The sequence below is a fragment of the Pseudomonas sp. GM80 genome, assembly GCF_000282515.1.
In the GTDB taxonomy this organism is placed as follows: Bacteria; Pseudomonadota; Gammaproteobacteria; order Pseudomonadales; family Pseudomonadaceae; genus Aquipseudomonas.
Window position 1 is genome coordinate 31,375 of record NZ_AKJD01000084.1, and the last position, 20,294, is coordinate 51,668.

Sequence of the window (20,294 nt, forward strand, 5' to 3'; positions counted from 1 at the left end):
AAATTTCCTGTTCTATCACGCTCCCAAGCCCGTGATAGCATCCGCGCCTATGAAGTTTCCAGGAAGATTTACCAGTGGCGTGCTCATGCTGTTATCCAGCTGCGCGGCGCTGGCGCAAAGTGAATTGGACGTGCGGATCAAACCGTCCAACGACGAACTCAAGGCCAATATAGAAGGCTATATCGGCAGCCTCGGCGATCGTGACGAAGAAGCTCTGCAGCGCTTCAGTCGCGGCGCCGAAGAGCAGGCGCGCAAAGCCGCGCAGGCGTTGGGCTACTACCAGCCGCAGATCGAGAGTGACGTCAAGGGCGGCGAAAAACCGCGCCTGGTGCTGAACATCGATCCGGGCGAGCCGATTCGCCTGCGCAACGTCACTGTCCGCGTCGACGGCCCGGCGGCCTCCCTCAAATCCTTTCGTGTACCGAAAAGCGACGTGCTGAAATCCGGCGCGGTGCTCAACCATGGGCGTTACGAAGACGCCAAAAGACTTATTCAGAATCAGGCCTCGCGCTTCGGTTTCTTCAGTGGCCATTTCACCAGCCAGAAACTCCTGGTCGACCCGCGCGCGGGTGTCGCCGACGTCGAACTGATCTACGACAGCGGCCCGCGTTATGCGCTGGGCAAAGTCAAATTCGAGGGCGACACGCCGTTCGACGAAGACCTGCTGCAACGCATGGTGCCGTTCAAGGAAGGTGAACCGTACGATTCCGAGCTGATCGCCGAGCTCAACCGCGACCTGCAATCGAGCGGCTATTTTGAAGGCGTGCGCGTCGATGCCGCACCGACCGCCGCGAAAAACGATGTGATCCCGGTCGACGTCAAGCTCGACACGCGCAAACCTCGCACCATGGGCCTGGGCCTCGGTTATTCGACCGACGTCGGCCCGCGCATCAAGGCCAACTGGACGCGCCACTGGGTCAACCCGCAAGGCGACAGTTATGGCTGGGAAGCCGAACTCTCGGCGCCGCGACAAAACGTCGGGCTGTTCTACGACATTCCGCTCGACCCGCCACTGACCGACAAACTGCGTTGGGCCGGCGGCTATCAGTTCGAAGACATCGACGGCTCCGACACCTTGAGCAAACTGCTGACCTTCGGCCCGGAATGGCACAGCAAGTTGCCGAGCGGCTGGCAGCGGGTGATCTCGTTGAAATGGCAGCGTGAAGAATACGAACTCGGTGACGATTCCGGCCTGAGCACCTTGCTGATGCCCGGCATCAGTTACTCGTACCTTAAAAGCGACAACCGCATCGACCCGCGCAACGGTTATCGCCTGAGCTTCGAAAGCAAAGTGGCCAAGGAAGGTCTGGGTTCCGACAACAACCTTTTATATGGCACCGCGCTGGTCAAAGGCTTGACCACGGTGTTCGACAAGCACCGCTTCCTCGGACGTGTGCAGGTCGGCGGCAGCGCCACCAACGGCTACAACTCGGTGCCACCGTCGCTGCGTTTCTTCGCCGGTGGCGATCAGAGCGTGCGCGGTTACGACTACCAGAGCCTGTCGCCGAAAAACTCCGAGGGCGATCGCATCGGGGGCCGTTACATGGTCGCCGGTAGCGTCGAATATCAATACTCGATCGCCGAGAAATGGCGCGTGGCGACCTTCGTCGATCAGGGTAATTCCTTCAACAAACTCGAACTGCCGAACCTCAAGACCGGGGTCGGTATTGGTGTGCGCTGGGTCTCGCCGGTGGGGCCGATCCGCCTCGACCTGGCCCATGCACTCGACGACGATGGCGGCATCCGGCTGCACTTTTCCATGGGGCCTGAGCTGTGAAGCGTGGTTTGAAAATAACGGCACTGGCGCTATTGGCGTTGGTCTTGTTGATTGTATTGAGCCTCACTGCCGTGCTCGGCACGCAGGCTGGCAGCCGTTGGGTATTGGGCCTCATACCCGGCCTGACGGTAGACAATTTCCACGGTCGTCTTGGCGGGCAATGGAGTGCCGATCATCTGTTGTGGCAGCAGGACAGCAGCCGGGTGGAGCTGAACCAGGCGATCTTCGCCTGGTCGCCGCTGTGCCTGACGCGCATGACCTTGTGCATCGAACAGCTTCAGGCGGATCAGGTCATCCTGCAATTTCCGCCGAGCGAAGAAACCACCGAAAGCGGTCCGATCAAATTGCCGGACCTGCAACTGCCGCTGGCCATCGAACTGGGCGACGTCAAGGTCGGCAGTCTGCTGTTCAACGGCAGCGAACAGCTCAAGGGTTTGCAACTGGCAGCGCACTGGACCGCGCAGGGCATGCAGATTGAAAGCATCAAATTGCAGCGCGACGACCTCAGCCTGAACCTGTCCGGAACGCTGCAGCCGTCCGGTAACTGGCCGCTGAACATCGCCGGTGACCTGACATTGCCGTCGCCGGGCACTGGCCCGTGGACACTGGCGCTGAAGATCGATGGCGATCTGCTGAAAACCCTCAACCTGCATGCCGACAGTCATGGCTACCTCGACGGCCAGTTGAGCGGCGAATTGCAACCGCTGGCGGAAAACCTCCCGGCCAAAGTGCGCATCACCAGCGATGCGTTCAAACCGAGCGCCGACCTGCCCGACACCCTGCAACTCAATCAATTGCTGCTGACCGGTGAAGGCGACCTGAAAAACGGTTACCAGTTAAACGGCAACGCCACGCTGCCGGCCGATAAAGGCCCGGTGGCGCTGCTGCTCAAAGGCAAAGTCGACGCCAGCGGCGCGCAGATCGCCGGCCTCGACCTCACGGCCAACGACAAACAAAGCCTCAAACTCAGCGGCAGCGTCGATTGGAGCAAGGGCCTCAGCGCCCAAGCCAATATCAATTGGCAGGACTTCCCGTGGCATCGGCTCTACAACGAAATCGACGAGCCTCAAGTCGCCCTGCGTACCTTTAATGGCGAAGTCTCCTACACCGACGGTCAATACCTCGGCAACTTCGCGGCTGCACTCGACGGCCCGGCGGGCGCGTTTACGTTGAGCAGTCCGTTCAGCGGCAGCCTGAAACAGATCGCCTTGCCGCAACTGAAAATGCAAGCCGGGCAGGGCAAGGCCGAAGGTCACGTCAACGTACAGTTCGCCGACGGCATCGCCTGGGACACGGCGCTGGATCTCTCGGCGCTCAACCCGGCGTACTGGGTGGCTGAACTGCCGGGCACGTTGGCCGGGCCGCTGAAAAGCCAGGGCGAAATGAAGAACGAACGCCTGAGCCTGACTGCTGACCTCGACTTGAAAGGCAAACTGCGCGGGCAACCGGCGATCCTCCAGGCCAAGGCTGACGGTGCCGGCGAGCAATGGAACCTGAATGCCCTGCAAATCCGCCTCGGCGACAACAGCATCAGCGGCAAGGGCAGTCTGCAACAGAAGCTCACCGGGCAGATCGACATCAAACTGGCGCGTCTGGCCCAGCTCTGGCCAGAGCTGCGCGGGCAGATCAACGGCCGCGTCGATGTCGCCGGCACGCTGAAAGCACCGCAGGGCAAACTCGGCCTGCAAGGTTCGCAACTGGCGTTCCAGGACAATCGCCTGCAAAGCCTCAACCTCGACGCCACGCTCGACAGTGCGCAAAGGGCGAAAATTGACCTCAAGGGTTCCGGCATTCAGGCCGGTGACACCTCGCTGGGCACGCTGACCGCCAGCGCCCAAGGCGACATCAAGAGCCAGAAACTCAGCCTCGACTTGCTCGGGCCGAAGCTGAAACTGGCCCTCGGCCTCGACGGTAATCTGGACAAGGGCAACTGGCAGGGTCGCTTGGCCAACGGCGATATTCAGGCCGGTGGCCAGGACTGGAAACTGCAAAATCCGGCCAAACTTGAACGTCTCGCCGATGGCAAAATCAACTTCGGCGCGCATTGCTGGATGTCCGGCAGTGCCAGCCTGTGCGGTGAAGACCAACGGCTGATGCCGGAGCCGAAACTGCGCTACCACCTCAAGCAATTCCCGATCGAAAGCCTCGCGCAATGGCTGCCGAAAGACTTCGCCTGGCAGGGCAAGCTCAACGCCGACCTGCAACTGGACCTGCCGGCCAGCGGCCCGAACGGCGTGGTCAGCATCGACGCCAGCGGCGGCACCTTGCGCATCAAGGACAAGGATCAGTGGCTGGACTTCCCGTACCAGACGCTGAAACTCACCAGCAAGCTGACGCCGAAACGCGTCGACACCGAACTCAATTTCGTCGGCGGCAAACTCGGCGAATTGATGGTGCAGGCGCAACTCAATCCGCTGCCGAAAAACAAACCGCTGAGCGGCTCGTTCCGTCTCACCGGCCTGGATCTGTCGGTGGCGCGGCCGTTTGTGCCGATGGTCGAGAAACTCACCGGGCGTCTCAACGGCAGCGGCACGATTTCCGGTGGCCTGCTGGCGCCGTTGGTCAACGGCACTGTGCAACTGAGCGACGGTGAAGTGTCCGGCGCCGAGTTGCCGATGGAGTTGCAGAATCTGCAACTCACTGCCCTGATTGCCGGTGAATCGGTGCGTCTGGACGGCGGCTGGAAAAGCGGCAAGAGCGGGCAGGGCAGCCTCAACGGTAACGTCGCCTGGGGCCAGGCACTGGTGGTCGATCTGGCGTTGAAAGGCACGCAACTGCCGGTCACCGTCGAGCCGTACGCCAAGCTGGAAGTGGCGCCGGACCTGAAAATCTCCATGGCCGACGATGAGCTGAAAATTGCCGGCAAAGTGCTGGTGCCCAAAGGCGAAATCACCGTGCGGGAGCTGCCGCCTTCGACGGTGAAAGTCTCCGACGACACGATCATCGTCGGTGCGCAGACTGAACAGGGCAAACCGCCGATGGCCATGAAAATGGACATCGACGTGGCGGTCGGGGACGACAAACTCGCCTTCGCCGGATTTGGTCTGACTGCCAACGTGCAAGGCCACGTGCACATCGGCGACAACATGGACACCCGTGGCGAGCTGTGGCTGAACGACGGCCGCTACAGCGCCTACGGGCAGCGCCTGTCCGTGCGCCGCGCGCGTTTGCTGTTCGCAGGACCCATCGATCAACCGTACCTGGACATCGAAGCGATCCGCCAGACCGACGACGTGATCGCCGGTATTCGTCTGAGCGGCAGCGCCGAGCAACCGACCACGCAGATCTTCTCGGAGCCGGCGATGAGCCAGGAGCAGGCGCTGTCCTATCTGGTCCTCGGCCGTCCGCTGAGCACCAACGGCGAAGACAACAACATGCTCGCGCAAGCGGCGTTGGGGTTGGGTTTGATGGGCAGTTCCGGGGTCACCAGCAGTCTGGCCAAGGATCTGGGGATTCAGGATTTCCAGCTCGACACGGCGGGCAGCGGCGATGCCACCAGCGTGGTGGCCAGCGGCAATATTACCGAGAAGCTCAGTTTGCGTTATGGCGTGGGCGTGTTTGAGCCGGCCAGCACCATCGCGTTGCGCTACAAGCTGAGCAAGAAGGTCTATGTGGAAGCCGCCAGTGGCGTCGCGAGTTCGCTGGATATCTTCTACAAACGCGATTTCTAAACCGCGTCATCAATAGCCGGGTCGCGACGCTGCGATCCGGCTTTTGCAGAATGTATTAGACTCACCGCAGTTCGAAAGCTGCGCGGTTTGCGGCTGCCTGAAGAGAACAGGGGGCGCACATGGTCCGCTTGAGTATGGTCTTGCTCGGTCATGAATTCGTCCGCAAGCGTTGGTCTGCGCTGGCGCTGACCGGCATTGTCTGGGGTGCGGCCGGTGTGGGCATCTTCATCGATGCGCTGGATGGTGTTCTGTACTTCCCGCTGCATGTCTTCGGCTATCTGTTGCTGCTCGAAGCGCTGATCCTGCTGCTGGTGCCGGCACCGCAAGCCGGCACCGCTGCGGCCCTGCGCAAAGCGCGAGGTCTGGCTTTTCTCTTGTTGGGGCTGCTGATCGTCGACCGGCAACATGCTGCCGGGCTGATTCTGGCGGTGCTGTTTGGCGGGGCGTTTTTGCTCGATGGCGGCTTTCGGCTGGCGGCTGCGGTGGTGGTGCGCTTTGTTGGGTGGCAAGTGTCGCTGCTGGCGGGTTTGTTCGAAATCGGCTTTGGCGTGTTTATCCTCGAACCGTACCCGACGCTGTATAAGGGCACGGTGCCGTTCTGCATTGGCATGAGCCTGTTTCTCTCGGGCTGCGCCTTGTTGCGGCAAGCGGTGCGCTTCAAACACCAGCCGCCGCTGACAAGCCCTTTGTCGGTCAGTGCGCCAGCCAGCAGCGAGGCGCTGGTGGTGCATGTCTGGACCCCCAGCGGCACCGTCGATGACACTTTGGTGCGCAACCGACTGCTCAATCGCTACATTGCGGCGGTCGACATCAACGGCGTTATCTCCGCCGGCCATGCGGCACTGGAATGTGGCCCGGACATCTACGTCAGTCATTACCCGCAGGATGACATTGATCGTTCGGCGGGGGATTTCGTGCGCTTGCTGCGGGCGACGCCGAACAACGATGTTGCCGGCCGGTTTCTGCCTGATTATGCGGGGGAGGTGGCGGACTGGTGTCCCTCTTCGGTGCAGGTCAGTTTTGCCCGCTACGATGCCCGGCGACTCAGTGCGTTCTGGGCGGACTATCGGCAGAACAGCACGTACAACCTGACCAGTCGCAATTGTTCCAGCGCTGTTGCCCATAGCCTCGAAGCGGCCCTTGAAGGGGCGATGAACCGCGGCCATTCGAGCATGCTGGATTTCGCCCGGGTCGTCTTCAGCCCCGAGTTCTGGGTCGCCGCGCAAGTGCGCAAACGCGCCGAGGCAATGGCCTGGACGCCCGGACTGGTGCTCGACTATGCGCGAGCGCTGCATGCGGCCATCGAGCCGGCACCGCCGGGTTGGCACAGCATTTATGCGGTGAGCAAACGCGCCTTTGGGTACGTGGCGACTGCCTTGCGTGGGCGTGAGGTGCATCCAGTGCAACCGCCGCCTGTGCATCCCTCTGACGATTCCTGACCGACGTTCCACCGAGTCGCCCCAATCGCTGGCAAGCCAGCTCCCACAGGTTTCTGCGGCGTGCATGAATTTTGTGTGCGACACGGACACTGTGGGAGCTGGCTTGCCAGCGATGGCGTCAGGGTGTTCACCGCAATCTCCCAGCCCATTGGTCAACTATTTACAAAGCTTCCTAACTATTTCGTTGACATTCGCTGCCTAGGCAGTAACATCTCGACATACATTCACTGCCTAGGCAGTTATTAGGTAAGCACATGAAGCATTTCACCCCGGACGAATTCAAACACTGCCATCTCGGCCTGTTGCTTGGCCGTGCTGCGCTGCTCAAGGACCGGATCATCGACACCCACATGGAACCCCACGGCATCACCGCCGCGCAGTTCAAGGTGTTGATCATCATGGCCCAGTACGGCGTCGATACCCCGGCCGAGTTGTGCCGGCATCTGTCGCTGGACAGCGGTTCGATGACACGCATGCTTGATCGTCTGGAGCAGAAAGGTTTCCTGGCTCGCCAACGCAGCGAAGGCGATCGCCGTCAGGTGCAACTGACCCTGACCGAGCAAGGCCAGCAACTGGCTGATCGCCTGCCGCACATCGGCGCCGACGCGATGAATGAACTGGCCGGCGCCGTCACTCCGGACGAGTTGAAGACCCTGGAATACATCCTCAAGAAAATCCTGCTGGCCGCCGGTGACCCGATCACCCTCCAGCGCTTAGGTGAACACAATGAGCGGTAAAACCTTGCGCAGCAGCCTGACCCTGGTGCTGTCGGCGATGATCCTCGCCGGTTGCGCCAACTACAGTGGCCTCGACACTCAAGGCGAAAACCTTGACGCGGCGAGCCTGAAAACCGGCCAATCCCTCAACGGCGTGACCCTGTCGCCCGCCGCGTGGCCAAAAAGCGATTGGTGGACGAGCCTGGGCGATCCGCAACTCGACGGCCTGATCCGCGAAGCCCTGCACGACAGCCCTGACATGCAGATCGCCGCCGCCCGCGCCCATCAGGCCAGCGCCGCCGCGTATGCCGCTGATGCCGCACGCTATCCGACCCTCGACGCCAGCGCCGGCATCAGCCGTTCGCGTCTGGCCAAGGATCAGGATCCGCTGGGGCAGGGCGATGCCTACGCCACCGTGCGTAACGTCAGCGCCGGTTTCAATTACAACTTCGACCTGTGGGGCGGCCAGCGTGATGCCTGGGAAGCTGCACTCGGTCAGGCCCGCGCCGCTGAAGTCGATCGCCAGGCCGCGCAGTTGACGCTCGCCGCCGACGTCGCTCGTGCCTACAGCGATCTCGGTCAGGCGCACATCGTTTATGACCTGGCCAGCGACGACCTCAAGCGCACCAAACAAATGCTCGACCTGAGCCAGCGTCGTCTGAGCTCCGGGATCGACAGCCAGTATCAGTTCCAGCAAACCCAGAGCCTGGAAGCCAGTTCCGAAGCCAGTCTGATCGACGCGGAAAAACGCCTGAACAGTGCAAAAATTGCCTTGGCCGTGTTGCTCGGCAAAGGCCCGGATCGCGGCAACGAAATTGCCCGACCGAAGATCCTGCAAGCCAGCGCTGTTGCCGTGCCGTCGGTATTGCCGGCCGAGCTGCTCGGTCGTCGCCCGGATCTGGTCGCCGCGCGCTGGCGCGTAGAAGCGGCGAGCAACGACATCGACTCGGCGAAAACCCAGTTCTATCCCAACTTGAATTTGTCGGCCTCGGCCGGTGCCGAATCCTTGTTGGGTGACGCGATGTTCGGTTCGGCCAGTCGCTTCTTCAACATTGCCCCGACCATCTCGGTGCCGATCTTCGACGGCGGACGCCTGCGCGCCAACCTCGATGCGCGCGACGCCGATTACGATCTGGCGGTGGCGCAGTACAACAAAAGCCTGGTGAAGGCACTGGGCGATGTCAGCGACACGATCAACCAGTTGCGTGACATCGGCCGGCAGATCGGTGCGCAGCAGCACGCCACCGACATTGCCCAGGATTCTTACAACACCGTCGTCCAGCGTTACGGTTCCGGCATCGGCAACTACCTGGACGTGCTCAGCATCGAGCAGCAATTGCTGCAGGCCCAGCGTCAACTGGCCACCCTCAATGCCGAGCAGATCGACCTGTCGATTCAACTGATGCAAGCGCTGGGCGGCGGCTTCCAGGGTGACACCCTGACCGCAGCCAACGCCACCCCAGCCACGCCGCACAACTAATTCAAGGTAATTGTCATGGCCACTGCCGAAAACACCCAAGCTCAAGGCAACACCCCGGACACCGGCAACCCGCGCAAACGCAAAGTCATGCTGTTGGTGCTGGCCGTTGTGGTTGCACTCGCCTGCGCCGGCGTCTGGGCGTATCACGAGTTCATCGGACGCTTCAATGAAAGCACCGACGACGCCTACGTCAACGGTAACGTCGTCGAAATCACCCCGCTGGTGACCGGCACGGTGGTCAGCATCGGTGCTGACGACGGTGATCTGGTTCACGAAGGTCAGGTGCTGATCAACTTCGACCCGAACGATGCCGAAGTCGGCCTGCAAAGTGCCCAGGCGAAACTGGCGCGCACCGTGCGTCAGGTACGCGGTCTGTACAGCAACGTTGATGGCATGAAAGCCCAGGTCAACGCGCAACAGGCTGAAGTGCAGAAAGCTCAGGACAATTACAACCGCCGGAAAAACCTGGCGCAGGGCGGTGCAATTTCCCAGGAAGAACTGTCCCACGCCCGCGACGACCTGACCTCGGCGCAAAACGCCCTGGCCAACGCCAAACAGCAATTGAAAACCACCAGCGCGCTGGTTGATGACACCGTAGTTTCATCGCACCCGGACGTGATGTCGGCCGCTGCCGATCTGCGTCAGGCGTACCTGACCAATGCCCGTAGCACCTTGATTGCGCCGGTGACCGGTTATGTCGCCAAACGCACCGTGCAACTCGGTCAGCGTGTGCAACCGGGCACCGCGTTGATGGCGGTGATTCCGCTGGATCAGCTGTGGATCGACGCCAACTTCAAGGAAACCCAACTGCGTGACATGCGCATCGGTCAGCCGGTCGATATCGAATCCGACATTTACGGCAGCGACGTGAAATACAGCGGCACCGTCGACAGCCTCGGCGCTGGCACCGGCAGCGCGTTTGCCTTGCTGCCGGCGCAAAACGCCACGGGTAACTGGATCAAGATTGTTCAGCGTGTGCCGGTGCGTATCCACATCAATGCCGAAGAACTGGCCAAGCACCCGCTGCGCGTCGGTCTGTCGACCAACGTTGAAGTGAACCTGCACGATCAGAGCGGCCCAGTGCTGGCGCAGCAACCACCGCAAAAAGCCTCGTTCAGCACCAACGTCTACGACCGCCAACTGGCCGAAGCCGACGCGATGATTGCGCAGCTGATCCACGACAACAGCGCCGCGGTCAGCAAAACCGCGCAACGCTGAGATCACACCTGTGGTCAGGGGATTTGTCTGAGGTACAGGGATTGATCTGGGAAAAGGAATTCCTTGTGGCGAGGGGATTTATCCCCGTTGGGTCGCGCAGCGGCCCCTCTTTGGATCAGGAAAAGACGGGACTGCTGCGCAGTCCAACGGGGATAAATCCCCTCGCCACAGTAGTTTTCCTTATCCCATAGATTGTTTTCCGCATGGGCAGCCGCGTCTGTAACAGACGCAGCGCCAACCCGGTTCCAAAGGATTCGCGATGAGCAATAACGCTTCTTTCACGCCGCCCAGCCTGTTGCTCAGCACCATCGGCCTGTCGCTGGCGACCTTCATGCAAGTGCTCGACACCACCATCGCCAACGTGGCGTTGCCGACGATTTCCGGCAACCTGGGGGTGAGTTCGGAGCAGGGCACCTGGGTGATCACCTCGTTCGCCGTGAGCAACGCAATTGCGCTGCCGTTGACCGGTTGGCTCAGCCGCCGGTTCGGCGAGGTGAAACTGTTTTTGTGGGCCACGATTCTGTTCGTGCTGGCCTCGTTTCTCTGCGGTATCTCGACGTCGATGCCAGAACTGATCGGCTTCCGCGTCCTGCAAGGTCTGGTCGCCGGGCCGTTGTACCCGATGACGCAAACCCTGTTGATCGCGGTCTATCCGCCCGCGAAGCGAGGCATGGCCCTCGCGCTACTGGCGATGGTCACGGTGGTCGCACCGATTGCCGGGCCGATTCTCGGTGGCTGGATTACCGACAGCTACAGCTGGCCGTGGATTTTCTTCATCAACGTGCCGATCGGGATTTTTGCGGTGATGGTGGTGCGTTCGCAATTGGCCAAGCGCCCGGTGGAAACCAGTCGTCAGCCGATGGACTACGTCGGTCTGATCACGCTGATCATTGGTGTTGGCGCCTTGCAGGTGATCCTCGACAAGGGCAATGATCTGGATTGGTTCGAGTCGAACTTCATCATCATCGGCGCGGCGATTTCGGTGATCGCGTTGGCGGTGTTCGTGATCTGGGAAATGACCGACCAGCACCCGGTGGTCAACCTGCGGCTGTTCGCCTACCGCAACTTCCGCATCGGTACGCTGGTGCTGGTGTTGGGTTACGCCGGGTTCTTCGGCATCAACCTGATCCTGCCGCAGTGGTTGCAGACGCAAATGGGCTACACCGCGACCTGGGCGGGTCTGGCTGTGGCGCCGATCGGCATTTTGCCGGTGCTGCTGTCGCCGTTTGTCGGCAAGTACGCGCACAAGTTCGACCTGCGTTTGCTCGCCGGGATCGCGTTTCTGGCAATTGGCCTCAGTTGCTTCATGCGTGCGGAATTCACTAACGAAGTGGACTTCCAGCACATCGCCCTGGTGCAGCTGTTCATGGGCATCGGCGTGGCGCTGTTCTTCATGCCGACCCTGAGTATCTTGATGTCCGACTTGCCGCCGAACCAGATCGCCGATGGCGCCGGTCTGGCGACTTTCCTGCGGACCTTGGGCGGTAGCTTTGCGGCGTCGCTGACCACGTGGATCTGGATTCGCCGGGCGGACCAGCATCATGCGTACATGAGCGAAAGCATCAGTACCTATGAGCCCGCGACGCGGGAGACGTTGAATCATTTAGGCGGCGCGAGCCAATCGGCTTATGCGCAGATGGATCAGATCCTCACCAGCCAGGCGTACATGCTCTCTACCGTGGATTACTTCACGCTGCTGGGCTGGGGCTTTATGGGCTTGATTCTGATTGTGTGGCTGGCCAAACCGCCGTTTGCCGCCAAGGCAGGGCCGGCCGCGTCCGGACATTGAGGCAACACATAACCTGTGGGAGCGGGCTTGCCCGCGATGGCGGATTTTCAGTCAACAGAGATGTTGAATGTGATGGCCTCATCGCGGGCAAGCCCGCTCCCACAGGGATAGCAGTGATCGTTAGAGGATCGGGGCGGGCAGGGCGGGTGGCGGGGCGAAATCGAACGGCGCCAGGGCGTAGCCGCTCTCATCCACTTGCAACGCCCAACCCTGTCGATCCCAATCCCCGAGCACAATCCGCTTCGCCGCTTCATCACCGATCTGCAACTTGTGGATCGCCGGGCGATGGGTGTGCCCGTGGATCAGGGTTTTCACCCCGTATTCCTGCATGATCCGCGGAATCTCCTCGGGCGTGACATCGACAATGTCATTGGCCTTCATCCGCGTCTGCGCCTTGCTCTCACTGCGCAGTTTGCGCGCCAGTTTATGGCGGCTGCTCAGGGGCAGGTTGCGCAGGACAAACAGGGTGATCGGATTACGCAGATAGCGCCGCAGTTTCATATAGCCAACGTCGCGGGTGCAGAGGCTGTCGCCGTGCATCAGCAGCACTGGCTCGCCGTAAAACTGCACGACACTCGGGTCCTTCAACAACGTACAGCCGGCCTGCTTGCAGAAGGCCTTGCCGAGCATGAAGTCGCGATTGCCGTGCATCAGAAAAATCGCCGTGCCGCTGTCGCTTAAATCGCGCAGGGCCTGGCAGATGGAACGCTGGAAGGGTGTCATGGCATCGTCGCCAATCCACGCTTCAAAGAAGTCGCCGAGAATGTACAACGCACTCGCCGAGCGGGCGCGTCCGGCGAGCAAATCCAGAAACGCCCGGGTAATGTCCGGGCGCTCCTCTTCCAGATGCAAGTCTGAAATCAGCAATATCACGCTTCGATGATCTCGGCTTTCTCGATGATCACGTCGTCTGCTGGTACGTCCTGGTGGCCGGACTTCATGGTGGTCGACACGCCTTTGATCTTGTCGACAACGTCGGTGCCGGCAGTCACTTTACCGAATACCGCGTAACCCCAGCCCTGCACGTTCTTGCCGCTGTGGTTGAGGAAAGTGTTGTCAGCCACGTTGATGAAGAACTGCGCGGAAGCCGAATGCGGCTCCATGGTGCGGGCCATGGCAACGGTGTACTTCTCGTTGGAAAGACCGTTGTCAGCTTCGTTCTGGATGCTTGGACGCTTGTCTTTCTTTTCCTTCATGCCTGGCTCGAAACCGCCGCCCTGGATCATGAAGTTACCGATGACGCGGTGGAAAACGGTGTTTTCGTAGTGACCGGCGTTGACGTACTCGATGAAGTTGGCGACGGTGATCGGCGCCTTTTCAGCGTTCAGTTCGATGACGATGTCGCCATGATTGGTGGTCAATTTAACTTGAGTCATGATCGCTACTCTTTAGAGGAATTCGTGGTTTTGGGACATCGAGCCCCCAAACCGGTTCAGCCAGCGTGGGCCAAGGTGCGCAGTTTAGCGTGACAGGCGCGAATTTCGAGGCTGTTTTTCAATTCCCGGCGATAAAAAGCACACCTTTATAGGGCCTGCTCTGTCAGCCCCTTGACAGCATCGGCTATGATAGCGGCTTTGTTTTGTCTGGCCCCTCTGCGGCCGCGCACCTGTAAGTCAAGGATCCTATGAGCAAGCCCACTGTCGACCCTACCTCGAATGCCAAGTCCGGCCCTGCCGTGCCGGTCAATTTCCTGCGGCCGATCATCCAGGCAGACCTGGACTCGGGCAAGCACACGCAGATCGTCACCCGTTTCCCGCCGGAGCCCAACGGCTACCTGCACATCGGCCACGCCAAGTCGATCTGCGTGAACTTCGGCCTGGCCCAGGAGTTCGGCGGCGTCACGCATCTGCGTTTCGACGACACCAACCCGGCCAAGGAAGATCAGGAATACATCGACGCGATCGAAGCCGACGTCAAATGGCTGGGCTTTGAATGGTCCGGCGAAGTGCGCTACGCCTCGCAGTATTTCGACCAGTTGCACGATTGGGCCGTTGAGCTGATCAAGGCTGGCAAGGCCTACGTCGACGACCTGACTCCGGAGCAAGCCAAGGAATACCGTGGCAGCCTGACCGAGCCGGGCAAAAACAGCCCGTTCCGTGACCGTTCGGTTGAAGAGAACCTCGACTGGTTTGCGCGCATGCGTGCCGGTGAATTCCCGGACGGCGCCCGCGTGCTGCGCGCGAAGATCGACATGGCCTCGCCGAACATGAACCTGCGCGACCCGATCATGTACCGCATTCGCCACGCGCATCACCACCAGACCGGTGACAAGTGGTGCATCTACCCGAACTACGACTTCACCCACGGTCAGTCGGATGCCATCGAAGGCATCACCCACTCGATCTGCACCCTGGAATTCGAAAGCCATCGCCCGCTGTACGAGTGGTTCCTCGACGCCCTGCCAGTGCCGGCGCACCCGCGTCAGTACGAGTTCAGCCGTCTGAACCTCAACTACACCATCACCAGCAAGCGCAAGCTCAAGCAACTGGTCGATGAAAAGCACGTGCATGGCTGGGACGATCCGCGCATGTCCACGCTGTCGGGCTTCCGCCGCCGTGGCTACACGCCGAAATCGATCCGCAACTTCTGCGAAATGGTCGGCACCAACCGTTCCGACGGCGTGGTTGACTTCGGCATGCTCGAATTCAGCATCCGTGACGACCTCGATCACACCGCGCCGCGCGCCATGTGCGTGCTGCGTCCGCTGAAAGTCGTGATCACCAACTACCCGGAAGGCCAGGTCGAGAACCTCGAACTGCCGCGCCACCCGAAAGAAGACATGGGCGTGCGCGCGCTGCCATTCGCCCGGGAAATCTACATCGACCGTGACGATTTCATGGAAGAGCCGCCGAAGGGCTACAAGCGCCTGGAACCGGCCGGTGAAGTGCGTCTGCGCGGTAGCTACGTGATCCGTGCCGACGAAGCGATCAAGGACGCCGACGGCAACATCGTCGAACTGCGATGCTCGTACGACCCGGAAACACTCGGCAAGAACCCTGAAGGCCGCAAGGTCAAAGGCGTGATCCACTGGGTACCGGCTGCGGCCAGCGTCGAGTGCGAAGTGCGTCTGTACGATCGCCTGTTCCGTTCGGCCAACCCTGAGAAGGCTGAAGACAGCGCGAGTTTCCTCGACAACATCAACCCTGATTCGCTGCAGGTACTCACCGGTTGTCGTGCGGAGCCATCGCTTGGCAATGCACAGCCGGAAGACCGTTTCCAGTTCGAGCGCGAAGGTTACTTCGTCGCTGATTTGAAGGACTCGAAACCAGGTCAGCCGGTATTCAACCGTACCGTGACCCTGCGTGATTCGTGGGGCCAGTGATTTCGCGTCAAGGAAATATAAAGTGCTGACGATTTACAACACGCTCACCAAGAGCAAAGAAGTCTTCAAGCCGCTCGATGGCAACAATGTGCGCATGTACGTCTGCGGGATGACCGTGTATGACTACTGCCACATTGGCCACGGCCGCAGCATGGTCGCGTTCGACCTGGTGACCCGCTGGTTGCGGTTCAGCGGTTACAACCTGACCTACGTGCGCAACATCACCGACATTGAAGACAAGATCATCAATCGTGCCCGCGAAAACGGTGAGCCGTACGACGCACTGACCGAGCGCATGATCACCGCGATGCACGAGGACGAGGCGCGCCTCAACATCCTCAAGCCGGACATGGAACCGCGTGCCACCGATCATATTCCGGGCATGCTGAGCATGATCCAGACCTTGATCGACAAGGGTTACGCCTACGCCCCGGGCAATGGCGACGTGTACTACCGCGTCGCCAAGTTCATGGGCTACGGCAAGCTGTCGCGCAAGAAAATCGAAGACCTGCGCATCGGCGCGCGCATCGAAGTCGACGAAGCCAAGCAGGATCCGCTGGACTTCGTCCTGTGGAAAGCTACCAAGCCGGGCGAGCCGAGCTGGGAATCGCCGTGGGGCGCAGGGCGTCCGGGCTGGCACATCGAGTGCTCGGTGATGTCCACCTGCTGCCTCGGCGAGACCTTCGACATTCATGGCGGCGGCAGCGACCTCGAGTTCCCGCACCACGAAAACGAAATCGCCCAGAGCGAAGCGGCCACCGGCAAGACCTACGCCAACGCGTGGATGCATTGCGGCATGATTCGCATCAATGGCGAGAAGATGTCCAAGTCGTTGAACAACTTCTTCACCATCCGCGACGTGCTGGAAAAGTACCACCCGGAAGTCGTGCGTTACCTGCTGGTGTCGAGCCACTACCGCAGCGCGATCAACTACTCGGAAGACAACCTCAAGGACGCCAAAGGCGCACTCGAGCGTTTCTACCACGCGTTGAAAGGCCTGCCGACTGTGGCGCCGGCGGGCGGTGAAGCGTTCGTCGAGCGTTTCACCACGGTGATGAACGACGACTTCGGTACGCCGGAAGCGTGCGCTGTGTTGTTTGAGATGGTGCGTGAGATCAACCGTCTGCGTGAGAGCGATCTCGATGCAGCGGCGGGTCTGGCGGCACGTCTCAAAGAGCTGGCGAGCGTGTTGGGTGTGTTGCAGCTTGAGGCCGATGACTTCCTGCAGGCGGGCGCCGAAGGGCGTGTCGATGCGGCTGAAGTCGATGCGCTGATTGCGGCGCGTCTGGCAGCACGTGCGGGTAAGGACTGGGCTGAGTCGGATCGTATCCGCGACCAGCTCACTGCCATGGGCGTGGTGCTGGAAGACGGCAAGGGTGGCACGACCTGGCGTCTGGCTGACTGATAGCTGTGTTTGGCTGCAAAACAAAACCCGCCTTGTGCGGGTTTTGTTTTTTAAAGTCAAAAGATCGCAGCCTTCGGCAGCTCCTACAGTGATTGCATTTCCATGTAGGAGCTGCCGAAGGCTGCGATCTTTTGATCTGCGCTTTTAGCCAGGGTTGCTTTTGCTCTGCGCGTAGGTCTTGATGTCTGCCGCAGCCGGATGCTGCGTCGATGACGATTGTGCAAAGGAGAAATCATGGCAAATCACTATCGCGAACTGCTCACAACGCCCGGCGCCACCGGGTTAGTGCTCGCGAGCTCCATCGCGCGGTTGCCACAGGCAATGATCGGCATCGGCATCATCACCATGCTGGTCCAGCAAACCGGCGTCTATTGGCTGGCCGGCGCAGTCGCCGGTACATTCACCCTGGCCAATGCACTGCTCGGCCCGCACATCTCCAGACTGGTCGACCAACACGGCCAGAGTCGCGTGCTGCCCATCGTCACGGCATTCAGCATCGGCATGCTGCTGGCGCTGATCACCGCCGTATATTTGCGCGCACCCGCCGCATTGCTGTTCGTCCTGGCCGCACTGGCGGGGACGATGCCGAGCATGCCGTCGATGATCCGCGCGCGCTGGACGCAGCTGTTCCGAGGCAAGCCGCAACTGCACACGGCGTTCTCGCTGGACACCGTCCTCACCGAACTGGCCTACATCGTCGGCCCGCCACTGGCGATCGGTTTGAGCGTGAGCTTTTTCGCCGAAGCCGGGCCACTGGTTGCGGTCGGGTTACTGGCCGTCGGGGTGACGGCGTTTCTCCTGCAACGCCAGACTGAACCCAAGGTTGTCGTGGGCCACGCCAGCCATAGTGGCTCGACCTTGCTGATCCCCGGCGTTCGCACCATTGTCCTCGCGCTGTTGGCGATGGGCGTCATTGGCGGAGCAATCGACGTCGCCGTCGTCGCGTTCGCCAATGCGCAAGGCTGGCCAGCCTCCGCAACCTTCATCCTCGCCGCCTATGCGTTTGGCTCACTGGTCGCGGGACTGACATTCGGTGCGATGAGGGTTTCGCTGGCGATCGAAAAGCAGTTCCTGATCGGGATATTGGTCACGGCGTTTACCGGTGTGTTGCCGATTTTCGCAGCGGACGTTTATGTCCTGTCAGCGACGTTGTTTATCGCCGGGATTTCGTTTGCGCCAACGATGGTCGTGGTCATGAAGCTGGGGACGATCATCATCCCGCCATCGAGGATTACTGAGGGGCTGACGTGGATGACCACCGGGATCAGCGTGGGTGTTGCACTCGGCGGCATGTTGGCGGGGATGGTGATTGATGCCCTTGGCGCACGAGCGGGATTTGCGGTGGCTATTGGTGCGGGTTTGATGATGGTGGTCGTTGTGCTGGCGGGGTTGCGCACATTGGCGGCGGCTTCGGCTGTGCAGGTTGAGCCAGCCATTTAAAGTCAAAAGATCGCAGCCTTCGGCAGCTCCTACATACGATCCCTGTAGGAGCTGCCGAAGGCTGCGATCTTTTGATCTGCGCTGCTAACCGCCCAACTGCCGCAACCGCTTATAAAGCGTATTCCGACTCACCCCCAACCGCCGCGCCAAATGCGAAATATTACCCCCGGAAGCCTTCAACTCACGGTTCAACGCCTCCACATCATTTAGATCAACCCCCAACGGCGCCGAGCACTCCACCGGCTCAATCTCCAGATCAACAAAAAAATCATCCGGCAAATGCTCCGGCCGCACCGGTTGTTCCTCGGCCATCGCCAGCGCCACCTGCATCACGCTGCTGACTTGCCGTAAATTGCCCGGCCACGGATGCCGATCGAACAAATCCAACACTTCACGACTCAACCCCGCCCATTGGGTCGGCTCACGATGCTGCTCCCACAGCCGTTTAAACAACGCCTCCTTGTCACTGCGCTCGCGTAGCGGTGGCAGCTCCAGGGTCAAGCCACCAATGCGGTAATACAAATCCTCACGAAACCGCCCCAACTGCACTTGTTCGCGTAAGGATCGGTTAGTCGCCGAGATAATCCGCAAATCCACCGGGAACAACTCACTACTGCCCACCGGCTGCACACAACGCTCCTGCAATACCCGCAGCAACCGCGCCTGAGTCGGCAACGGCATGTCGCCGATTTCGTCGAGGAACAACGTGCCTTTGTCTGCCTTGCGAATCAGGCCGATGCTGCCTTTCTGGTTGGCGCCGGTGAACGCGCCTTTCTCGTAGCCGAACAACTCGGATTCCACTAGTTCGGCGGGGATCGCAGCACAGTTCACGGCGATGAAGGCTTGTTTGCTGCGTGAACTGGCCTGGTGCAGAGCTTTGACGAAGACTTCTTTGCCGACCCCGGTTTCGCCATGAATCAGCAGCGGAATGTCTTTCTCCAGCAACCGCTCCGCCTGCCGCACGGCTTTTTCCACGCGACTGTCGCCGAAGTGCAGGGTGTTGAGGCTGATGGCGGTGGGCGCGACGTTTTTGGGTTCATCAGCAAAAACGCGCGGTTGAATCGATGCCTGTTTCGGCCGCTTCAACAAACATTGAAAACGGTTGCGCCCGGAGGTCTGCAAGGCAAACGGCATCCCGTCGGGCTGATTGATCAACTCCAACAGTGAGACCTTGAACAGGCTTTCAACACTGACCCGCGACAAACGCACGCCGAGCAGGTTGTCCGCGCGGCGATTGGCCGACAGCACCTGTCCGCTCTCATCAAAAATCAACAACCCGGCCCACTGGCTGTCGAGGTTGTTCAGTCCGGTGTTGAAGGTCAGTTGAAAGTGCTGGCCATGAAACAGGTTAAGGATCAGCCGGTTCTCCACGGTCTGGCTCATCATCTTGACCATGCCCAAGGTGTGCGAGGGCGGCAGGTAGCTGTCGCTGGACACGTCGAGCACGGCAATCACCTTGCGCTCGGCGTCGAAAATCGGCGCGGCGGAACCGGTCATGAAACGGTTGGCTTTCAGAAAATGTTCGTCGTGTTCGATGTGTACCGCCTGCTCACAGGCCAGCGCTGTGCCGATCGCGTTGGTGCCGCTGCAGCGCTCCATCCAGCTCGCACCGGCCTGAAACCCCCGGGCCAGATTCGGTTCGATAAAGCGTTGCGTGCCCCACGAGGTCAGCACTTGGCCCTGATTGTCGGCGAGCATGATCAGGCAGTTGGAGTTGCTGAGGATGTTTTCGTAATAGGGCAGGACTTCCTGATGCGTGGTCTGCACCAGTGAATGATGGCTGTCGAGCAGATGCGTGATGCCGGCGGCGGGCAACTGATCGAAGGCCGGCGTGCTCTGGTGGTCGAGACCGAACGCGCGGCAACGTTGCCAGGAAGTCTGGACGATCGCGTCGTGGGACAGCGGCGGGGCAGGTGCGGCCATGGCAGTCAGCCTCTGATGCAGCATTCTTATTATTGTTATGCGATCCCCTGTAGGAGCTGCCGCAGGCTGCGATCTTTTGATCCTGTTTTTTGACAATCAAGATCAAAAGATCGC

Annotated in this window: 13 protein-coding genes; 10 read left to right on the plus strand and 3 right to left on the minus strand. The window is 60.5% G+C overall.

Annotated features, from left to right (window positions below; genetic code table 11):
- The first annotated feature begins 49 nt into the window (after positions 1–49).
- The 7 genes from PMI37_RS14835 (at position 50) to PMI37_RS14865 (ending at position 12,090) form a co-directional block, all read left to right on the plus strand.
- Positions 50–1,777, plus strand: coding sequence for an autotransporter assembly complex protein TamA (locus PMI37_RS14835; protein ID WP_045123153.1), 1,728 nt, complete (start codon positions 50–52; stop codon positions 1,775–1,777).
- Positions 1,774–5,448, plus strand: a complete 3,675-nt coding sequence (locus PMI37_RS14840; protein ID WP_008082117.1) for a translocation/assembly module TamB domain-containing protein — start codon at positions 1,774–1,776, stop codon at positions 5,446–5,448. Before PMI37_RS14835 ends, PMI37_RS14840 begins: the two co-directional genes overlap by 4 nt.
- 119 nt (positions 5,449–5,567) lie before the next feature.
- Positions 5,568–6,887: a DUF308 domain-containing protein gene (locus PMI37_RS14845; protein ID WP_008082118.1), complete on the plus strand. Its 1,320-nt coding sequence runs from the start codon at positions 5,568–5,570 to the stop codon at positions 6,885–6,887.
- Between the two features lie 254 nt (positions 6,888–7,141).
- Positions 7,142–7,624 (plus strand): MarR family winged helix-turn-helix transcriptional regulator, encoded by a 483-nt coding sequence (locus tag PMI37_RS14850; RefSeq protein WP_008082119.1) that lies wholly within the window; start codon positions 7,142–7,144, stop codon positions 7,622–7,624.
- A complete protein-coding gene (locus tag PMI37_RS14855; RefSeq protein ID WP_008082120.1) occupies positions 7,614–9,083 on the plus strand; it encodes an efflux transporter outer membrane subunit in 1,470 nt (489 codons plus the stop codon). Before PMI37_RS14850 ends, PMI37_RS14855 begins: the two co-directional genes overlap by 11 nt.
- 15 nt (positions 9,084–9,098) lie before the next feature.
- Positions 9,099–10,301, plus strand: a complete 1,203-nt coding sequence (locus tag PMI37_RS14860; RefSeq protein WP_008082123.1) for an HlyD family secretion protein — start codon at positions 9,099–9,101, stop codon at positions 10,299–10,301.
- A gap of 259 nt (positions 10,302–10,560) precedes the next feature.
- Positions 10,561–12,090 (plus strand): DHA2 family efflux MFS transporter permease subunit, encoded by a 1,530-nt coding sequence (locus tag PMI37_RS14865; protein WP_008082126.1) that lies wholly within the window; start codon positions 10,561–10,563, stop codon positions 12,088–12,090.
- A gap of 120 nt (positions 12,091–12,210) precedes the next feature.
- Here the strand turns inward: PMI37_RS14865 and lpxH are convergent, their stop codons facing one another.
- Positions 12,211–12,963, minus strand: coding sequence for a UDP-2,3-diacylglucosamine diphosphatase (gene lpxH / locus PMI37_RS14870; protein ID WP_008082128.1), 753 nt, complete (start codon positions 12,961–12,963; stop codon positions 12,211–12,213).
- Positions 12,960–13,466, minus strand: coding sequence for a peptidylprolyl isomerase (locus PMI37_RS14875; RefSeq protein ID WP_008082130.1), 507 nt, complete (start codon positions 13,464–13,466; stop codon positions 12,960–12,962). Before PMI37_RS14875 ends, lpxH begins: the two co-directional genes overlap by 4 nt.
- A gap of 248 nt (positions 13,467–13,714) precedes the next feature.
- Here PMI37_RS14875 and PMI37_RS14880 point away from each other — a divergent pair, with 248 nt between their 5' ends.
- The 3 genes from PMI37_RS14880 to PMI37_RS14890 all read left to right on the plus strand — a co-directional run bounded on the left by PMI37_RS14880 (position 13,715) and on the right by PMI37_RS14890 (position 18,257).
- Positions 13,715–15,412: a glutamine--tRNA ligase/YqeY domain fusion protein gene (locus PMI37_RS14880; protein WP_008082132.1), complete on the plus strand. Its 1,698-nt coding sequence runs from the start codon at positions 13,715–13,717 to the stop codon at positions 15,410–15,412.
- Positions 15,413–15,434: 22 nt separating this feature from the next.
- Positions 15,435–16,817, plus strand: a complete 1,383-nt coding sequence (gene cysS, locus PMI37_RS14885; RefSeq protein WP_008082133.1) for a cysteine--tRNA ligase — start codon at positions 15,435–15,437, stop codon at positions 16,815–16,817.
- Positions 16,818–17,051: 234 nt separating this feature from the next.
- Positions 17,052–18,257: an MFS transporter gene (locus PMI37_RS14890; protein ID WP_008082134.1), complete on the plus strand. Its 1,206-nt coding sequence runs from the start codon at positions 17,052–17,054 to the stop codon at positions 18,255–18,257.
- 84 nt (positions 18,258–18,341) lie between these two features.
- Here PMI37_RS14890 and PMI37_RS14895 read toward each other — a convergent pair whose 3' ends face one another.
- The gene (locus PMI37_RS14895) at positions 18,342–20,180 is read right to left on the minus strand and encodes a sigma-54-dependent Fis family transcriptional regulator (RefSeq protein WP_008082138.1); all 1,839 of its coding nucleotides are present in this window, start codon (positions 20,178–20,180) and stop codon (positions 18,342–18,344) included.
- Positions 20,181–20,294 lie beyond the last annotated feature (114 nt).